General features: G+C 64.4%; 14 protein-coding genes. 13 read left to right on the top strand and 1 reads right to left on the bottom strand.

Annotated elements, in window-relative coordinates; translation table 11 throughout:
* The first annotated feature begins 32 nt into the window (after positions 1-32).
* The 8 genes from glmS to OS914_RS05880 all read left to right on the top strand — a co-directional run bounded on the left by glmS (position 33) and on the right by OS914_RS05880 (position 13,050).
* A complete protein-coding gene (gene glmS, locus OS914_RS05915) occupies positions 33-1,937 on the top strand; it encodes a glutamine--fructose-6-phosphate transaminase (isomerizing) (RefSeq protein WP_267545144.1) in 1,905 nt (634 codons plus the stop codon).
* A gap of 67 nt (positions 1,938-2,004) precedes the next feature.
* Positions 2,005-2,352: a holo-ACP synthase gene (locus tag OS914_RS05910; RefSeq protein ID WP_267545143.1), complete on the top strand. Its 348-nt coding sequence runs from the start codon at positions 2,005-2,007 to the stop codon at positions 2,350-2,352.
* A gap of 1 nt (position 2,353) precedes the next feature.
* Positions 2,354-4,009: a bifunctional ADP-dependent NAD(P)H-hydrate dehydratase/NAD(P)H-hydrate epimerase gene (locus OS914_RS05905; protein WP_267545142.1), complete on the top strand. Its 1,656-nt coding sequence runs from the start codon at positions 2,354-2,356 to the stop codon at positions 4,007-4,009.
* Between the two features lie 76 nt (positions 4,010-4,085).
* A complete protein-coding gene (gene glgX, locus OS914_RS05900) occupies positions 4,086-6,278 on the top strand; it encodes a glycogen debranching protein GlgX (RefSeq protein WP_267545141.1) in 2,193 nt (730 codons plus the stop codon).
* A 168-nt stretch (positions 6,279-6,446) separates the two neighbouring features.
* Positions 6,447-8,891, top strand: coding sequence for a malto-oligosyltrehalose synthase (gene treY, locus OS914_RS05895; RefSeq protein ID WP_267545140.1), 2,445 nt, complete (start codon positions 6,447-6,449; stop codon positions 8,889-8,891).
* A 20-nt stretch (positions 8,892-8,911) separates the two neighbouring features.
* Entirely contained in the window at positions 8,912-10,708 is a 1,797-nt protein-coding gene (gene treZ, locus OS914_RS05890; protein WP_267545139.1) for a malto-oligosyltrehalose trehalohydrolase, read from the top strand.
* 7 nt (positions 10,709-10,715) lie between these two features.
* Positions 10,716-11,753: an L-glyceraldehyde 3-phosphate reductase gene (mgrA, locus tag OS914_RS05885; protein ID WP_267545138.1), complete on the top strand. Its 1,038-nt coding sequence runs from the start codon at positions 10,716-10,718 to the stop codon at positions 11,751-11,753.
* A gap of 211 nt (positions 11,754-11,964) precedes the next feature.
* Positions 11,965-13,050, top strand: coding sequence for an inositol-3-phosphate synthase (locus tag OS914_RS05880; RefSeq protein ID WP_267545137.1), 1,086 nt, complete (start codon positions 11,965-11,967; stop codon positions 13,048-13,050).
* 60 nt (positions 13,051-13,110) lie between these two features.
* Here the strand turns inward: OS914_RS05880 and mshA are convergent, their stop codons facing one another.
* Complete coding sequence (gene mshA, locus OS914_RS05875; protein WP_420713880.1) at positions 13,111-14,340, bottom strand: D-inositol-3-phosphate glycosyltransferase; 1,230 nt, start codon at positions 14,338-14,340, stop codon at positions 13,111-13,113.
* Between the two features lie 158 nt (positions 14,341-14,498).
* On the opposite strand from mshA, the gene alr reads away from it, so the two are divergent.
* The 5 genes from alr (at position 14,499) to OS914_RS05850 (ending at position 18,691) form a co-directional block, all read left to right on the top strand.
* Positions 14,499-15,668: an alanine racemase gene (gene alr, locus OS914_RS05870; protein ID WP_267545135.1), complete on the top strand. Its 1,170-nt coding sequence runs from the start codon at positions 14,499-14,501 to the stop codon at positions 15,666-15,668.
* A 142-nt stretch (positions 15,669-15,810) separates the two neighbouring features.
* Positions 15,811-16,368 carry a tRNA (adenosine(37)-N6)-threonylcarbamoyltransferase complex ATPase subunit type 1 TsaE gene (gene tsaE / locus OS914_RS05865; protein ID WP_267545134.1) on the top strand — a complete coding sequence of 186 codons (558 nt, stop codon included), beginning with the start codon at positions 15,811-15,813 and terminating at the stop codon, positions 16,366-16,368.
* Positions 16,369-16,377: 9 nt separating this feature from the next.
* Positions 16,378-17,088: a tRNA (adenosine(37)-N6)-threonylcarbamoyltransferase complex dimerization subunit type 1 TsaB gene (tsaB, locus tag OS914_RS05860; RefSeq protein WP_267545133.1), complete on the top strand. Its 711-nt coding sequence runs from the start codon at positions 16,378-16,380 to the stop codon at positions 17,086-17,088.
* A 20-nt stretch (positions 17,089-17,108) separates the two neighbouring features.
* Positions 17,109-17,555, top strand: a complete 447-nt coding sequence (gene rimI / locus OS914_RS05855; RefSeq protein WP_267545270.1) for a ribosomal protein S18-alanine N-acetyltransferase — start codon at positions 17,109-17,111, stop codon at positions 17,553-17,555.
* The gene (locus OS914_RS05850) at positions 17,552-18,691 is read left to right on the top strand and encodes a tRNA (adenosine(37)-N6)-threonylcarbamoyltransferase complex transferase subunit TsaD (protein WP_267545132.1); all 1,140 of its coding nucleotides are present in this window, start codon (positions 17,552-17,554) and stop codon (positions 18,689-18,691) included. The genes rimI and OS914_RS05850 overlap by 4 nt, the downstream gene beginning before the upstream one ends.
* Positions 18,692-18,731 lie beyond the last annotated feature (40 nt).

The raw sequence follows: 18,731 nt of genomic DNA, 5'->3' as shown, positions 1-18,731 counted from the left end.
CCTTCTCCCGGAGTACGGTTAGGCTTGATGTCATGTGTGGAATTGTGGGATATGCAGGCCGATCCGATGTTACTGATGGCGCGCGGGCGCCGCGTAACGATGCTCTGAAAGTGATTCTGGAGGGACTGCGCAGACTGGAATACCGCGGGTATGATTCAGCCGGGATCGCCGTGATTGCTGACGGGCGGATCGAATCTCGGAAGAAGTCCGGGAAATTGGCGAATCTGCTGGCCGTTCTCGAGGCCAGCCCGCTCCCCGCAGCCGTGACGGGTATCGGACACACCCGCTGGGCCACCCATGGTGGTCCCACGGACCAGAACGCCCATCCACACCTCGCCGACGGCGGGAAGCTTGCGATGATCCATAACGGCATCATCGAAAACTTTGCCGAACTAAAAGCCGAGTTGCTGCGCAAAGGCCATCTCTTTATCTCGGAGACGGACACCGAGGTGGCAGCCGTTCTCCTGGCTGACACCTATCGGGACGTTCTCGCCGCCGGTGGCGCCGCCTCTGACGCGCTTTCAGTGGCCATGCAGCGGACCTGCCAGCAGCTGGAAGGAGCGTTCACACTCCTGGCCGTGCACGCGGATCAGCCGGGCTCCGTCGTCGCCGCACGGCGTAACTCTCCCCTCGTCGTCGGACTTGGCGACGGCGAGAACTTCCTCGGATCCGACGTATCCGGGTTCATTGACTACACCCGCCGGGCTGTTGAGCTGGGGCAGGACCAAATTGTCTCCATCACGTCCGAGACCGTCGATATCACCGATTTCTACGGCGCACCGGCGGTGGGCAAGGAATACCACGTTGACTGGGATGCCGCAGCCGCCGAGAAGGACGGCTACCCCTCCTTCATGGAAAAAGAGATCAATGACCAGCCCGATGCCGTGGCGCAGACGTTGCTGGGGCGATCGGACCAGCACGGACGGTTGACACTGGATGAAATCCGGATCGACCCGCAATTGCTCACGACGGTCAATAAGATCATTGTGCTGGCGTGCGGGACGTCGGCTTACGCCGGCCAGGTGGCGAAATATGCAATCGAGCACTGGTGCCGAATCCCCACCGAGGTGGAGCTCAGCCACGAATTCCGTTACCGCGACCCGATCGTGGATGACAAGACGTTGATCGTGTCTATCTCGCAGTCCGGCGAAACCATGGACACGCTGATGGCGGTCCGCTACGCCCGCGAGCAAGGCGCGATGACCGTGGCGATCTGCAACACCAACGGTTCCACTATTCCGCGCGAATCCGACGCCGTGCTGTACACCCATGCCGGTCCGGAGATCGCTGTGGCGTCCACGAAGGCATTCCTGGCCCAGATCACGGCGGCCTATTTGCTGGGGCTCTATTTAGCACAGCTGCGCGGCAACATGTTCCAAGGTGAAATCAAGGACATCCTTGCTGACCTGGCAAAGACTCCGGCCAAAATCCAGGAGATTCTTGACAACTCCGGGCAGATCAAAGAATTGGCCCGGTCCATGGCCGATACCAGGACGGTGCTGTTCCTGGGCCGGCATGTAGGCTTTCCGGTCGCCATGGAGGGTGCGCTCAAGCTCAAGGAACTGGCCTATATCCACGCCGAGGGATTTGCTGCCGGCGAGCTCAAACACGGTCCGATCGCCCTGATTGAAGAAGGGCTGCCCGTCGTGGTGGTGGTTCCGTCTCCGCGGGGCCGGGATTCGCTGCACGCCAAGGTGGTGTCCAATATCCAGGAGATCCGGGCCCGCGGAGCCAAGACAATTGTGATCGCCGAAGCCGGGGATGAAGCGGTCAGGGCCTATGCCGAGCATGTCTTCTACATTCCTCAGATTCCCCCGCTGCTGGCGCCGCTGCTGGCCACGGTCCCGCTGCAGCTGTTCGCCTGCGAGCTGGCCACGGCGAAGGGCTTTGATGTGGACCAGCCGCGCAACCTGGCCAAATCCGTCACCGTCGAGTAGTCCCAGGCTGCGCTATCCTGCCGCCTGACTGGCAGCTGGCATCAGCGGGACCACTAGGCTGGGGAGCATGATCATTGGGATAGGCGTAGACGTTGTGGATGTGGAGCGGTTCGGCCGCCAATTGGAGCGGACACCGGGACTGCGCGAGCGGTTGTTTGTGCCGGCGGAACGCACCCTCAACACTCGCTCGCTGGCCGCTCGATTTGCGGCTAAGGAAGCGGTGGCCAAGGTCCTTGGCGCCCCGGCCGGGATGAATTGGCAGGACTGCTGGATCGGGCTCGATGAACAGGGCCCTACCGTTCAGGTCAAGGACACGGTGGCGGCAGTCGCTGCGGCGAAGGGCGTCAAACGCTGGCACCTTTCAATGAGCCACGACGCCGGTATTTCCACCGCCATGGTCATCGCCGAGGGCTAGCATGCAGCGCGCCTTCAGCGGAACGGGGATCCGCGCGGCGGAAGAACCTCTGCTGCGTACCGGGCAGGGGCCGGTTTTGATGCAACGGGCCGCGCACGGTTTAGCTAACGCAGTGGCACGGTTGCTGGCCGAGCGCCGGGGCCGGGTTTATGGTGCCCGAATTGTCCTGCTGGCCGGACCCGGAAACAACGGCGGTGATGCACTGTACGCCGCATCCTTCTTGCTGCACCGCGGAGCGCGGGCGACGGCGGTCCTGAGTTCGGCGGGAGCCCATGAGCAGGCGCTGGAGGCGTTCCGGCGGGCAGGCGGGCGAACGCACACATTGCCGGGGCCGGAAGAGGACACCGTAAATGGCCCCACCGATGACAACGGGAGCCGGGCTCCTGCGGCTATCGCCGCGCAGGTTTGGCTTGCCGAGGCGGCTGCGGCTGATGTGCTCATCGACGCGATCCTGGGCACCGGCGCCCGGGGTAGTCTCCGGGCTCCGTGGGCCAATGCCGTGCGCGCGCTGCAACAGAACGCGGCAGCTGAGAAACCGGGCGCCTTTGGAAAGCCCAACGGACCGCTGATCGTGGCCTGTGACCTGCCCAGCGGCGTTGACGCCAACACCGGTGAGTTGCATGAGCCGGTACTCACCGCCGGGCTCACTGTTACCTTCGGCGCCGCCAAAACGGGCCTGCTCGCGCCACCCGGGGAGGGTGCCTCCGGTCGGCTGCAGGTGATCGACATTGGGCTGGGGCACGGCCTTGAGGACCCGGTTTTGCGCAGGCTTGAGTCGGGGGATTTAGCGCTGCTATTGCCGTCCCCTGGCAGGGATGAGCAGAAATATACGCGTGGAGTACTGGGCGTGGTGGCGGGCTCCGGCCAGTACCCCGGGGCGGCTCAACTTAGCTGTGCCGGTGCCCTTGCCTGCGGGACGGGGATGGTCCGGTACCTAGGCCCGGAGTCCGTAGCGGCGTTGATTCATTTATCGAGTCCGGAGGTGGTCTGCAGCCAGGGATCCGTGGAAGGGAACCACGTGCAGGCATGGCTCGTCGGCCCGGGCATTGGCGAGGCCGGCGAGAGCGATGTGAAGGAGCAATTGCAGCGCTGCAGGGACGCGTATGCCTCGGGACTGCCCGTAGTTGCGGATGCGGGCGCTCTGGCGGTACTTCCTGCCCAGCTATCAGAAGGCACGGCCCCTCACGTCATTCTGACGCCGCACGCTGGCGAACTGGCACAGCTGTTCCAGCGTCTGGGCCGGGATGTCAGCCGGCCGCAGATCGAAGCCCAGGGGATGCACTTTGCGGTGGAAGCCGCGAAGCTCACGGGTGCAACCGTTCTGCTCAAGGGTGCCACCACGCTGGTGGCATCGCCTAGCGGATCCGTCTTCAGCCAGAGTGAGGGAACACCGTGGCTGGCCACTGCCGGCAGCGGCGACACCTTGGCGGGAATCATCGGCGCCTTGCTGGCTGCACTGGCCGCGCAAACGTCGGGCTTCAGCGCCCTCGGCATCCCGGCTGAGGACCGGTGGGCTGCCATCGCCGCCGCGGGCGCCAGCCTGCACGGTCGCGCCGGCGTTTTGGCATCTGCAGGGGGCCCGCTGCATGCCGCGGCGCTGGCCGCGGCGGTGCCCGAGGTGTGGCGCAAACTGTACGCACCAGGACCGGTAACCTAAGCGGTGGAATAGGGTAAGTCTGCTTACTCTATGAGAGAGTCAAGAAAACATGTTTGACCAACGTTTAGGAGTACAGATGGAAGTTTGGCCGGGAAACGCCTACCCGCTGGGAGCCACCTTTGATGGCAACGGCACCAATTTTGCACTGTTCAGCGACATGGCCGACTCCGTCCAACTGTGCCTCTTTGACGACGACGGCACGCAGACCTGCGTCGACGTCACCGAGGTGGACGGTTACGTCTGGCACTGCTATCTGCCGCAGATCCAGCCTGGGCAGAAATACGGCTACCGGGTTACGGGCCCGTATAACCCTGAGCTGGGCCAGCGCTGCAACCCGAACAAATTGCTGCTGGATCCTTACGCTAAGGCCGTTTCAGGGACAATTGACTGGGAGCCGGCGCTCTTTTCCTACAATTTAGGGGATCCGGATTCGCGCAATGACGAGGATTCCGCTCCGCACATGATGCTCGGGGTCGTAATAAATCCCTTCTTCGACTGGGATGGCGACCGCTCGCCGCGTACTCCTTATCACCGTTCGGTTATTTACGAAGCACACGTCAAGGGCCTGACGCAGCTGCATCCGGAAATTCCCGAGGAACAGCGCGGTACCTATGCCGGCGTCGCCCATCCTGTGGTGATTGAACACCTGCAGAAGCTTGGCATTACGGCCATCGAGCTGATGCCGGTCCACCAGTTTGTGCAGGACAGCACGCTGCTGGACCAGGGACTGAAAAACTACTGGGGCTACAACACCATCGGCTTTTTCGCACCACACAATGAGTACAGCTCCACCGGTGATCTGGGCCAGCAGGTGCAGGATTTTAAGGCCATGGTGCGGGCTCTCCATCTGGCCGGCATCGAGGTCATCCTCGACGTGGTCTATAACCACACAGCGGAAGGTAACCACCTGGGCCCCACGCTGTCCTTCCGCGGCATCGACAACGCTGCCTACTACCGTCTGATGGACAACGACGAAAAGCACTACATGGACTACACCGGCACGGGCAATTCGCTCAATGTGCGCAACCCGCACGCCCTGCAGTTGCTGATGGACTCGCTGCGGTACTGGGTCACGGAAATGCATGTGGACGGCTTCCGGTTCGATCTGGCATCCACGCTGGCCCGGGAATTCTACGACGTTGATAAACTGTCGACCTTTTTCGAGCTCATCCAGCAGGATCCCGTGGTCTCGCAGGTCAAGCTCATTGCCGAGCCATGGGACATCGGTCCAGGCGGCTACCAAGTGGGCAATTTCCCGCCGCAGTGGACGGAGTGGAACGGCAAGTATCGCGACACGGTCCGCGATTTCTGGCGTGGCGAGCCAGCCACGCTGGGCGAATTTGCTTCGAGGCTTACTGGTTCTGCCGATCTGTACGAAAATGACGGACGCAGGCCGGTGGCATCGATTAACTTCGTGACCGCCCACGACGGCTTCACCATCGCAGACCTTGTCTCCTATAACGAAAAGCACAACGAGGCCAATGGCGAGGACAATAACGACGGCGAATCCCACAACCGCTCGTGGAACTGCGGGGTGGAGGGTCCCACCGAGGATCCGGAGGTACTTGCACTGCGCGCCCGCCAGCAGCGGAACCTCATTGCCACGCTGCTGCTCTCGCAGGGTGTCCCGATGCTGCTGCACGGTGACGAACTGGGGCGGACCCAGCAGGGAAATAACAACACTTACTGCCAGGATTCCGAGCTGAGCTGGATTCACTGGGATTCGATGGATTCTCCGCTGGTGGAGTTCACCGCAGCCGTCAACCGGCTCCGTGCCGACCATCCCACCTTCCGGCGCAGCCGCTTCTTTGATGGCCGCCCGGTCCTTCGGGGTGAAGGCGAGGCGCTTCCGGACATCGTCTGGCTGAACGCTGATGGCAGGGAAATGAAGCCGGAAGACTGGGACACCGGGCTGGACCGTACCGTGGGAGTTTTCTACAACGGCGACGCCATCATCGGCATTGACACCCGTGGGCGGCAGATCACTGATGTGAATTTCCTGCTGTACTTCAACGCCAACGTCGACCCGGTGGACCTGACCCTGCCGGTCGGAGATTATGCGCAGAAGTGGGAGGTGGTCATTGACACGGCCGGCGAGCATGCCGAAGACGCCGTGACGCTCGATGGCGGCCAACAACTGACGATTTCCGCCAAGACGATGATGGTTCTACGGGCTTACTCCGCTCCCGAGGAGGAGCCGGACCACTCGGTGGCCGCTTCGCTGGCAGACCGGGTTAACACCGCGGCTGAAGTAGCGGCTGCGGGCTGATCTACCCGGCCGGTGCAGGTCACGCCAGACCCAGACACCGGCCGGCGCAGGTCCGCCCGATCCAGACAATATGCAGCGCAGGTCCACGGGGCCCAGGCAATGCAGCGCAGGTCCACGGGGCCCAGGCAATGCAGCGCAGGTCCACCTTGAGAATGGAGAGAACCGCAGATGCGGAAACCGGCTTCCACGTACAGGCTTCAGATCAGTTCCGGGTTCACGCTCTGGGACGCAGCAGCCCAGGTGGACTACCTGGCAATGCTCGGAGTGGACTGGCTCTATCTTTCGCCGCTGCTCAAGGCGGAGGAAGGATCGGATCACGGGTACGACGTCGTCGACCCCGCCATACTGGACCCTGCGCGCGGCGGGGAAGCAGCCCTAGCAGCCCTGGCGGACAAGGCACATGCAGCAGGAATGGGCATTCTGCTCGATATTGTGCCGAACCATATGGGCGTGGCCAGCCCGCAAGCGAACCCGTGGTGGTGGTCGTTGCTCAAAGAGGGACGTGAATCCCGCTATGCAGAGGCCTTCGATGTCGATTGGGCGGCAGGCGGGGACCGGATCCTGCTGCCCGTGCTGGGCTCGGCATCGGATCTGGATGCCATCGAGGTGCACGGTGACGAGCTGCACTATTACGAGCACCGCTTTCCGCTGGCGGTCGGCAGCCGGACCGCGCCGGACGACGACAGTAACTCGGACAATGGCGGAGAGTCGGGCGACAAGAGCAACTCTGCAGGCGACGGCAATCGTGTGCTGAGCGGGGAGCAGGCGTTGGCCGTGTACCAGAGGCAGCACTATGAGCTGGTGGACTGGCGGCGCGCCGATCACGATTTGAACTACCGCCGGTTCTTCGCCGTCAACACACTGGCGGGTATTCGCGTCGAGGTTCCGTGGGTTTTCGATGAATCGCATGCGCAGATTCTGCGCTGCATCCAGCAGGGTTGGGTGGACGGCCTGCGGGTGGACCATCCCGACGGGCTGGCCGACCCCGGCGGTTACCTCTCGCGGCTGAAAGAGGCAACCGGCGGGGCGTATCTGCTGATCGAGAAGATCCTGGAACCCGGCGAGACCCTGCCGGAGTCCCTTGCCTGCGAGGGAACCACCGGATACGACTCTTTGGCGCAGCTGGACAGACTATTTGTGGATCCTGCTGGAGAGGGGCCGCTGAGCGCGCTGGATGCCCGGCTGCGGGGGAGCGACTGCGACTATGCGGAGCTGATCCACGGGACCAAGCGCGCTGTGACAGACGGTATATTAAACTCGGAAATCCGCCGGCTGGCCCGGCTGGTCCCGGATGCTGCGCTGACCGCAGATGCGGCGCACGCTGCGGAAACTGCCGAAACCGCGTCGCCCGCGGAAATTGCGGATGCGCTCGCGGAATTAATCAGCAACTTCCATGTCTACCGGACCTATCTGCCGCACGGGAAGGAAGACCTTGAAGCCGCGGCCGTCCGGAGCCGGCAGCGCCGACCGGACCTCGCCCGGGCCCTGGACATCGTGCTGCCGCAGCTTCGGGGCACGGGGGAGCTGGCCGTTCGGTTCCAGCAGACGTCCGGAATGGTGATGGCCAAAGGCGTTGAGGACTGCGCGTTCTACCGGTACACCCGGCTGACCTCGCTCACCGAAGTTGGCGCCGACCCGTCCGTGTGGTCCGTCAGCCCGGATGAATTCCACAATTTCATGGCAGCGCGGCAGCAGGCGGAACCGGCCACCATGAACAGCCTCAGCACCCATGATACGAAACGCGGGGAGGACGCGCGGGCACGCATTTCGGTTCTCTCCGAGGTCCCGTCCCAATGGGAAGAGCTTCTGGCGCGGTTGCGCGGGCTTGTCCCGCTGCCGGATGGCCCGCTGGAGAACCTGCTCTGGCAGGCGGTGATCGGTGCCTGGCCGATCAGCCGGGACCGGCTGCATACCTATGCGCAGAAGGCTGCGCGGGAGGCCGGAAATTCCACCACCTGGACGGACCCTGACGAGGCCTTCGAGCGAAAGCTGGCGGGGCTGGTTGACGCTGTGTATGACAACGAGGAGGTCTCGACGCTGGTTAGCGGTTTCGTGGCCCGAATCCGGCCGTACTTCCATGTCAACGTCCTCGGCGCAAAACTTCTCCAGCTGATGATTCCGGGCGTCCCGGATGTTTACCAGGGCAGTGAACTCGAAGAGCTTTCGCTGACCGACCCCGATAACCGCCGCCTGGTCGATTTTGCCCAACGACGGCGGCGCCTGGCAGCGCTCGATCTGCCGGCAGCGCCCGATCAGCAAACCGCAGGGATGGATACCGCGTCCGCCAAGCTGCTGGTGACCTCGCGGGTGCTGCGGTTGCGTCGGGACAGGCCGGAACTGTTCTCCGGCTACAGCCCGGTGCCCGCGCATGGTCCGGCCGCCGCGCATCTGCTGGCCTTTGATACCGGGGGTGCGATCGCCGTCGCCACCCGATTGCCGCGCAGACTGGACGACGACGGCGGCTGGCGGGGAACCGTCGTCGGCCTGCCGTATCCGTGCACCGATCTGCTGACCGGGCGCCACTACCCCGCGGCTGCGGTGCCCGTGCCGGAGCTGCTGCGGGACTTCCCCGTCGCCGTCTTGATTCGCACTCTTGATTCGCACCGACACTAAAGTAACTAAGGAAAGCCACCATGACTCACCGGGACCTTGCCGATATGCGTTTTGATTTATGGGCACCCGACGCCGACTCCGTGACATTGCTGGCGAACGGGCAGCGGCTGGCGATGAGCCGCGGTAGGGGGGGCTGGTGGGCCGTCGACGACGCGCCGCGCGGAGCTGACGTGGACTACGGCTACCTGCTCAACGGCGAGACCACCGCGCTGCCGGATCCGCGGTCGCAGCGCCAGCCGCACGGCGTGCACGGGCAGTCCAGGACCTTCGATGCCGGAAGTTATCAATGGGGTGACGGCGCCTGGACCGGCCGCCAGCTGGCCGGCGGGGTGATCTACGAGCTGCACGTCGGCACCTTCACCCCGGAGGGAACGCTGGAGGCCGCGATCGGCAAGCTGGATTACCTGACGGAGCTGGGGGTGGACTTCGTTGAGCTGCTGCCGGTCAATGCGTTCAATGGCACGCACAACTGGGGCTATGATGGCGTCCTCTGGTATGCGGTGCAGGAGGAATACGGCGGCCCGGAGGCGTATCAGCGATTCGTCGATGCCTGCCACCGGCGCGGCCTGGGCGTGATCCAGGATGTGGTGTACAACCATTTAGGCCCAAGCGGAAACTATCTGCCGCGGTTCGGACCATATCTGACGCAGGGTGCGGCGAATACCTGGGGCGACTCGGTGAACTTGGACGGCCCTGGTTCCGACGAGGTGCGCGGGTACATCCTGGACAACATGATGATGTGGTTCCGCGATTATCATGTGGATGGCCTGCGTCTGGATGCCGTGCACGCGCTGCGGGACACCGGGGCGGTGCACATCCTGGAGGAAATGACGGCCCGGACCGATGCAGTCGCCGTGGCCCTGGGCCGGCCGCTGACGCTGATTGCCGAATCAGACCTCAATGATCCGCGCCTGATTTATCCGCGTGCGGCCCACGGATACGGGCTGACCGGACAGTGGAGCGATGATTTCCACCACGCGGTCCATGTCAATGTCACCGGGGAAACAGCGGGCTATTACGAGGACTTTGCCTCCGTTTCCGCGCTGGCCAAGGTCCTCACCGGCGGCTTCTTCCACGACGGCAGCTACTCAAGTTTCCGTGGACGCCGCCACGGCCGGCCGCTGGACCCGCACGGCGCGGCCCTCTGGCAGCTGGTCGTGTGCATCCAGAACCACGACCAGATCGGCAACCGTGCCATCGGGGACCGGCTTGGCGCCGTCGTCGGCTTTGATCTGCTTGCTGTAGCAGCTGTGTTGAACCTCTGTTCCCCGTTCACCCCGATGCTTTTTATGGGCGAGGAATACGGCGCCGGCACGCCCTGGCAGTTCTTCACCTCGCATCCCGAGCCGGAATTGGGCAAGGCGACGGCGGAGGGCCGGATCCGGGAGTTCGAGCGGATGGGATGGGACCCTGCCTTGGTGCCCGATCCGCAGGATCCGCAGACCTTCATCCGCTCCAAGCTCGACTGGAGCCAGGCCCAGGGGCAGGGACCGGACGGCGGCGCCCACGCCCGATTGCTGGGGCAGTACCGCACGCTGATCTCGCTGCGCCAGAGCCTGCCGGCCCTGACCGAACCGGATTTTGGCTCCGTCCGGGTAGAATTCAGCGAGCCGGAGCGCTGGCTGGTGATGCACCGCGGCACCGGCCGGGATGCCGTGAGCGTTGCGGTAAACCTCGCAGAAGTGCCGCGGACCGTCCCCATTACGGCCGGTGCCGCCGTATTGTTCAGTACCGGCGAAGGTGTGGTGTCCGATGGCGCCGCCAAGGTATCGCTGCCGGCCCGCAGCGCGGCGGTCCTTGGCTCGTTGGTGGCATGATGAAGAGATGACCTTTTCTGCTGCCGAAGACCGTTATGATTCGATGCCATACCGCCGAGTGGGCAAAAGCGGGCTGCAATTGCCCGCGGTTTCGCTGGGATTGTGGCACAACTTCGGGGACGACAAACCGTTTGAAGTCCAGCGGGCCATCCTGCGCCGTGCCTTTGATCTGGGCGTGACGCACTTCGACCTGGCGAACAACTACGGACCGCCCGCCGGTTCTGCCGAGACCAACTTTGGCCGGCACCTGGCGGAAGGGTTCCGCGCCTACCGCGACGAGCTGGTCATCTCGACCAAGGCCGGCTACGACATGTGGCCCGGGCCGTATGGGGAGTGGGGCTCAAGGAAGTACCTGCTGTCCAGCCTGGATGCCTCGTTGGCTCGGATGGGGCTGGATTATGTCGACATTTTCTACAGCCACCGTCCGGATCCGCAGACGCCGATGGAGGAAACGATGGGCGCGCTGGACACTGCCGTGCGCTCCGGCCGGGCCCTCTACGCGGGCATCTCCTCCTACACTCCTGAACAGACACTGGAAGCGGCCCGGATCCTGAAGGATTTAGGCACCCCGCTGCTGATCCATCAGCCCTCCTACTCGATGTTGAACCGCTGGACCGAAGACGGGTCGCCGAACCTGTATGAGGCACTGGGCCAGGTGGGGGCCGGTTCCATAGCCTTCTCGCCGCTGGCCCAGGGCATGCTCACGGACCGCTACCTGGACGGGATTCCGGCCGACTCCCGGGCCGCGAAGGAGCGTTTTTTGTCGGAAAAGTCCCTGACCGAGGAGAAGATGGCGCGTGTGCGCGGGCTGAACAAGATTGCAGCCGGACGCGGACAGTCACTGGCCCAGCTGGCGATCGCCTGGGTTCTCCGCGATCAGCCGAAGGGCTCACCTGTAACGTCGGCGCTCGTTGGAGCCTCAAGTGTCCAGCAGCTGGACAACAACCTGGCCGCAGTGCAGAACCTGCAGTTCAGCACGGCTGAGTTAACTGCGATTGATGAGTTCGCCGTCGACTCCCATATCAATCTGTGGGCCCAGCGCTAAGCAGGCCTTCCCCGACGGGCACCCGCAATCGGGCTACCGTCGGGGACCGGGAACAACCTCGGCCGATTCCGGGTTGCAATATAATGATCAGGCGCCTGTCGGCGCCGTCCCCGCCCGTGCCCCGTCTTCAGCTGCGGCCGTAGCGGGTCCTGTCTGTTGCACAACTAAAGTCGACTTGTGAAAATGAATTGCAAAATTAATAAGGAGTTCCGTGTCTTCTCATCCAATTCGGGTAGCCATTGTCGGAGTGGGAAACTGCGCCTCATCGCTGGTGCAGGGCGTGCAGTATTATCAGCACGCGGACCCCGCCGCCGCGGTGCCCGGTCTGATGCATGTGGAGTTCGGCCCGTACCACGTCAATGACGTGCACTTTGTGGCCGCCTTCGATGTCGATTCCAAGAAGGTGGGACTGGACCTTTCCGACGCCATCGGAGCGAGCGAAAACAACACCATCAAGCTCGCCGATGTGCCCAACCTGGGCGTGCCGGTGCGGCGCGGCCCGACCCTGGACGGACTCGGGAAGTACTACCGCGAGACGATCGTCGAATCCGACGAGGAAGCCGTTGACGTCGTCGCTGTGTTGCGCGAGGTGCAGGCCGACGTGCTGGTCTGCTACCTGCCCGTCGGTTCAGATGCCGCGGCCAAGCACTACGCACAATGCGCCATTGACGCCGGCGTCGCGTTTGTCAACGCCCTGCCTGTCTTCATCGCCGGGACGAAGGAATGGGCAGACAAGTTCACTGCAGCCGGAGTGCCCATCATCGGCGACGACATTAAGAGCCAGATCGGCGCCACCATCACCCACCGCGTGATGGCAAAACTGTTCGAGGACCGCGGTGTGGTGCTGGACCGGACCTACCAGCTCAACGTAGGCGGCAACATGGACTTTAAGAACATGCTGGAGCGTGAGCGGCTGGAATCGAAGAAGATTTCCAAAACGCAGGCTGTGACGTCCAACACCTCTGCCGTACTGGCAGCCGATGACGTCCACATCGGTCCGAGCGACTACGTTGCCTGGCTCGATGACCGCAAATGGGCGTTTGTCCGGCTGGAAGGCCGGAACTTTGGTGACGCGCCCGTATCGCTGGAATACAAGCTGGAGGTCTGGGATTCACCCAACTCGGCCGGAGTGATCATCGACGCCATCCGCGCTGCGAAGATTGCCCTGGACCGGGGCATTGGCGGACCGATCCTTTCCGCATCGAGCTACTTCATGAAGTCCCCGCCGGAGCAGTTCGCGGATGACATCGCGCACGAAAAGGTCGAAGCCTTCATCCGGGGCGACCTGGAGCGCTAAAACCCGTTTCTTTAGTGCGCATTGCGGGGCCGGACCGGATCCGGCCCCGCAATGTCCGGCTTAGACTCCAATTCGTAAGGCGGCGGCGAGGGCGCGGTCATAGCTGGCGATCGTCAGCTCCGCGGTGTGCTGCCAGCCGAAGGATTCCGCAAACACTGAGGCGGCCCGGCCCAGGTCCTCACGGGTGTGCGGGAAATCGTAGAGAGATTCCAGTGCAGCGGCCCAGTTCTCCGGATCGCGTCCCGGAACCAGTAGTCCGGTGCGGCCGTCGCTGACAGCGCGCGGCAGGCCGCCGACGTCGGTCGCGACCACGGGGGTGCCGCAGGCTTGTGCCTCCAGCGCCACCAAACCAAACGACTCGCTGGAAGAGGGCATGGCAACCACGTCCGCGGAGCGGTACCACTGGGCCAGTTCCTCCGCCGCGACGACCGGATGGAGCGTGACGACGCCGGTCAGCCCCTGTGAGTTGACCAGCTTGCCAAGATCGTAGCGGTCAGATCCGCTGTGCGAGCCGACCACCGTGACCTGCAGGTTAATGTCCGGGCGGGTCCGGTGCAGCACGCCGGCCGCTTTGATTAGTACGTGCGGCCCCTTGAGCCGCTGCAGTCTACCGGCAAAAAGTACATGGAAGACGTCCGGGGCAATCCCGCGCTGTTGCCGGGAGCGGTCACGGAACGCCGGCTTGAAGACCTTGAGGTCCACCCCGGGAGCTACTACATCGATGCGGCTTTGGCAGCCGTCGTAGTGGCGTTCGAGCTCGGCCGCCTCCGCGGTGGTATTGGCGATCAGCCGGTTCGCCTGCCGGACAATCTGCTGCTCACCCTCCGCGCGCCGGCTCGGCTCGGCGCTTTGGCCGTCAGGGAGGTGATGGTTTTTCACCCTGGCCATCGTGTGCATGGTGTGGACCAGCGGCAGCTTCCATTCCCGGGCCAGCGCCAGCCCCGTCATACCGGACACCCAGTAATGCGAGTGCAGCAGGTCGAAGTACCCGGCCTCAAAGCCGTTCCCCGTTGGGCCGGCGGCCGTAATGGCGGCCGTAAGATCCGCGATGAGCTGAGGTAGTTCCTCTTTGGCAACGGGGCCCACTGGGCCGGCCCGCACATGCCGCACCAGGACGCCGGCAGCCATCTGCGTCGTTGCTGGCTCCGTGCTGGCGGTGCTGCGGGTGAAGATTTCAACCTCGACGCCGGCTGCAGCCAACTCCAGCGCGAGCTGGCGTACATAGACGTTCATCCCGCCCGCGTCCCCGCTCCCGGGTTGTTCCAGCGGTGAGGTGTGCAGCGAAAGCATTGCGACGCGCCGGGTGTTATGCAACTGCTCTCCTTCGTCCCACGGCGCCGCCACGACGGCCGTGCCATTCAAATTCTCCCATTACCCAGGTGCAATGTTCCACGCGGACTTCCACTCCCGTAAAAGTCCGGCCGGGCGAGAAGGCCTAAAATGGGTAGGTGACTTTATCCGAGCAGCATGTTCTTCCTGAACGCCGGGCCGAGATCGATCTCGACGCCATCCGGCACAATGTCCGCCAACTCTCCGCCGTCATCTCACCGGCCAGGTTGATGGCCGTGGTCAAAGCCAATGCCTACGGCCATGGCATGATTCCGGTGGCGAAGGCCGCTGTGGAAGCGGGCGCGCACTGGTTGGGTGTGGCGCATATTTCCGAGGCTCTCGCGTTGCGGCGGGCCGGAATCGGCGTCCCGGTCCTGGCGTGGCTGCATACGCCCTCCAGCGATTTTTCCGGCGCATTGGAGGCGGGAATCGACATCGGCTGCTCGGGCTGGGAACTGGAGTATATTGTTGCCGCGGCACGTGAACGTCAGCGGCCGGCCCGGGTCCATTTGAAGATAGACACCGGCCTGGGCCGGAACGGGAGCACCGCGGCGCTTTGGGATGCCGTGGTCTCGGAAGCGATGGACTACCAGGACCAGGGACTGTTGCGTGTAGTCGGCGTCTTCAGTCATTTTGCCGTTGCCGATGAACCCGAGCGTCCGGAAAACGATGAGCAGCTGCAGCGGTTCCGTGAAGCCGTAGCCGTGGCCGAGGACGCCGGCGCCGACCTCGAGGTCAGGCACGTGGCCAATACCCCGGCGATTCTTTCCCGTCCGGATGCGCACTTCGATCTGGCCCGGGCCGGGCTGGGTATCTACGGGCTCTCCCCGTTTGAAAACCAGACCTCGGCCCAGCTTGGGCTGCGGCCGGCAATGACGCTCAAGGCACTGGTGGCCTCCCGTAAGGACGTGCCGGCCGGCCAGGGCGTCTCCTACGGACTGAACTACGTCACAGAAGGTCCCAGCACGCTGGCCCTGATTCCGCTGGGCTACGGCGATGGTGTTCCCCGCATTGCCACCGGTGGCCCGGTGCGGATCAACGGCACGACCTACCCGGTGGTCGGCCGGATCGCGATGGACCAGATGGTGGTGGATCTGGGGGCCGAGGCGGCGGTTGTGGGTGGACCACCGGTGTTGGGTGCGGAGGCGGAACTGTTCGGAACGGGCGACGACGGTGGCCCCACCGCGGAGCAGTGGGCTGCCGCTGCGGGCACGATTAACTATGAAATCGTGACCCGGGTTGGTCCGCGCGTACCGCGGGTCTACCTCAACGAAGGGCCCGCAGAGTGAACCCGAGGGTGCGCATCAGTGTGCGCAGAGTTGGAGCTTTTGGGTGCGCAGGGCGCGTCCGTGCTTTCCCGGAGTTCCCAGCTGCGCGCCACTTGGTCCAGCGGATATTGGTTTTAGTCCGCCTTTCGGGCGTGCCCGTGCCATGACCGCAGGATGGGAGTTCCAGACCGCTGCCGCGGAAGAAACGCAGGTTATCGCCGAGCGGCTGGGCGGCATGTTGCAGGCCGGGGATCTGCTCATCCTCAGTGGTGGGCTTGGCGCCGGAAAGACAACTTTCACCCAGGGGCTGGGCCGGGGATTGGGAGTGCGCAGCGGCATTATCTCGCCAACGTTCGTGCTGGTGCGGATCCACCCGAACCTGCCCGATGGTCCCCGGCCGGGGGGACCCGATCTGGTCCACGTCGACGCCTACCGGCTGGGATCAAGTGGTGAAGTGGACGACATAGACCTGGAGAACACTCTCGATTCGGCTGTCACGGTGGTGGAGTGGGGCGCCGGGTTGGCGGAGCATCTGGCGGAAAGCCGCCTGGAGGTAGAGCTGGTACGTGCGGTGGGGGCGGCTCACGCAGGGTTGGAAGACGGCGCCGAAGCCCGGCTGCTGCGCGTCACCGCGGTTGGCCCACGCTGGGGCGGCGTGGATCTGTCCGGCCTTCCGTGCGCCGCAGATCCGGCCAGCTCCGACACGGAACCGATGGACTAGGTTGGATTAGTGCTGATTCTTTCCATCGATACTTCCGCCATCGCCAGCGCCGCCCTGATACGAACGGTGCCGGCCAGCTACGGCGCGAAGGCAAGTGCCGCCGTCGTCGGAAGCTTTGCGACTGAGGACACCCGCAGTCACGCCGAGGTGCTGGTGCCGGGCATCGAATCCCTGTTTGGTGACGCAGCGGTCGAGGGACCGGCGCTCGACGCCATCGTTGTCGGTGTGGGGCCCGGTCCCTTCACCGGGCTGCGCTCCGGTATCGCCGCGGCCCGGATGCTTAGTTTCGTCTGGGAGGTTCCGTTGCACGGCGTGATGAGCCTTGACGCGCTGGCGTGGGACGTCTGCGGCGCAGCCTCCCGGGACCGGAATCTGATGGGTGGGGAATTCCTTATTGCCACGGACGCCAGGCGCAAGGAAGTGTACTGGGCGCGGTATTCCCCGGGCGCCACGCTGCTGGAGGGCCCGCACGTTGGACCCGCCGCGGAACTGCCTGCTCTGCCAGTGTTCGGCGCCGGCGCCGGCCTGTACCGGGACGAGCTGCTGGCCCGCGGCTGCACCGTGCCGGATGCCTTTGCCGATGCCCAGCCGACCGCCGCGGCGCTGGGACTGCGTGCCGCCGCACTGCTGGTCTGTGGTGACAGGCTGCTGCCAAGCGCCCCGCTGTATCTGCGCGAATCAGATGCCAAGGTCCCTGGGCCGCGGAAGCGCGCGCTGTGACCGGCGCCCAGCTGCGGCCGATGACGCCGGCGGACATTGACACCGTCGCGGAGCTGGAGACCGCCCTTTTCCCGGTGGACTACTGGCCGCGGCAAATGTTTGTGGATGAGCTCTCCCAGCCGCAGACCCGCAGCTATCTGGTGGCCGAGCAGGACGACCGGATTGTCGGCTATGCGGGGCTGATGTGTGTGCTGCCCCTCGCGGATGTGCAGACCATCGCCGTGCTCCCGGAGTGCGAGGGGCAGGGGATCGGCACCGCGCTGCTGCGGGCCCTGCTGGCGGAGGCTGCCACCCGTGCTGCTGACGACGTCCTGCTGGAGGTGCGCGCCGATAATCCGCGGGCACAGCAACTGTACCTGCGCTTCGGCTTCGAACAGATCCACGTGCGCGCACGCTACTACCGCGATGGGACGGACGCCCTGATTATGCGGCTAAGGCTCACGTCAACCGAGGAGGTAACAGCATGAACCGGACAGAACCCCTGATTCTGGGCATCGAATCCTCCTGCGACGAAACAGGCGTCGGAATCGTCCGTGGAACGCAGCTGCTGGCCAACGTGGTGTCCTCCTCGATGGAAGAACACATCCGCTTTGGCGGGGTGATTCCGGAAATCGCCTCCCGTGCGCACTTGGACGCCATGGTCCCCACGCTGCGGGCAGCGCTCGACGCGGCGGGCGTCAGCCTGGCGGAGATCGACGCGATCGCCGTGACCAGCGGCCCCGGACTGGCCGGCGCCCTGATGGTCGGTGTGTGTGCGGCGAAGGCGCTCGCCGTTGCTGCCGGTAAGCCGCTCTACGCCATTAATCACCTGGTCGCCCATGTAGGGGCGGCGCTGCTGGACGAATCGCTCGGTGCGGTTTCAGTGGGGGAGGACGACGGCGGTGGGCCGCAGGAAGTGGGCGACGGCGGCGGGCTGGGCCGGTTGGCGAACATCGGCGCCCTGCTGGTCTCGGGTGGCCACACGGAGATCCTGCGCGTAGGCAGCATCGCCGAGGACGTTGAAATGCTCGGATCCACCATCGATGATGCCGCGGGGGAGGCCTTCGACAAGGTGGCGCGGCTGCTGGGGCTGAACTATCCCGGCGGCCCAGCGATCGACGCCCTGGCCAAGACCGGGAACCCCCGTGCGATCAAATTTCCCCGCGGGCTCACGGTACCGAAGTACATGGGGACGCCGGCTGAACCGGGACCCCACCGCTACGACTTCTCGTTCTCCGGCCTCAAGACCGCCGTGGCCCGCTGCGTTGAGCTCTTCGAAGCCCAAGGGCAGCAGCCGCCCGTCGCGGATATCGCCGCCAGCTTCCAGGAGGCGGTGCTGGACGTCATTACCGCCAAAGCGGTGCTGGCCTGCCGGGAAAACGGCATTACCACCCTGCTCCTGGGCGGCGGAGTGGCAGCCAATTCCAGATTGCGTGAACTTGCCGATCAGCGAACCCGCGCCGTCGGAATCCGCCTGCTGGTGCCGCGGCTCTCACTGTGCACCGACAACGGCGCCATGGTGGCCGCCCTCGGTGCGCAGCTGGTAATGCGCGGTATCCTGCCCAGCGGTATCGCCTTCGCCCCGGATTCGTCGATGCCGGTGAGCAGCATCAGCCTCAGGTGAGTGGGTACTTCTGCCCCATAAACCACCCGGTTTAGGGGCA

Source organism: Arthrobacter endolithicus (assembly GCF_026627425.1).
Lineage (GTDB): Bacteria > Actinomycetota > Actinomycetes > Actinomycetales > Micrococcaceae > Arthrobacter_M.
Note: the sequence above shows the minus strand (reverse complement) of the source record. Positions and strands in the feature narration are given on the sequence as shown.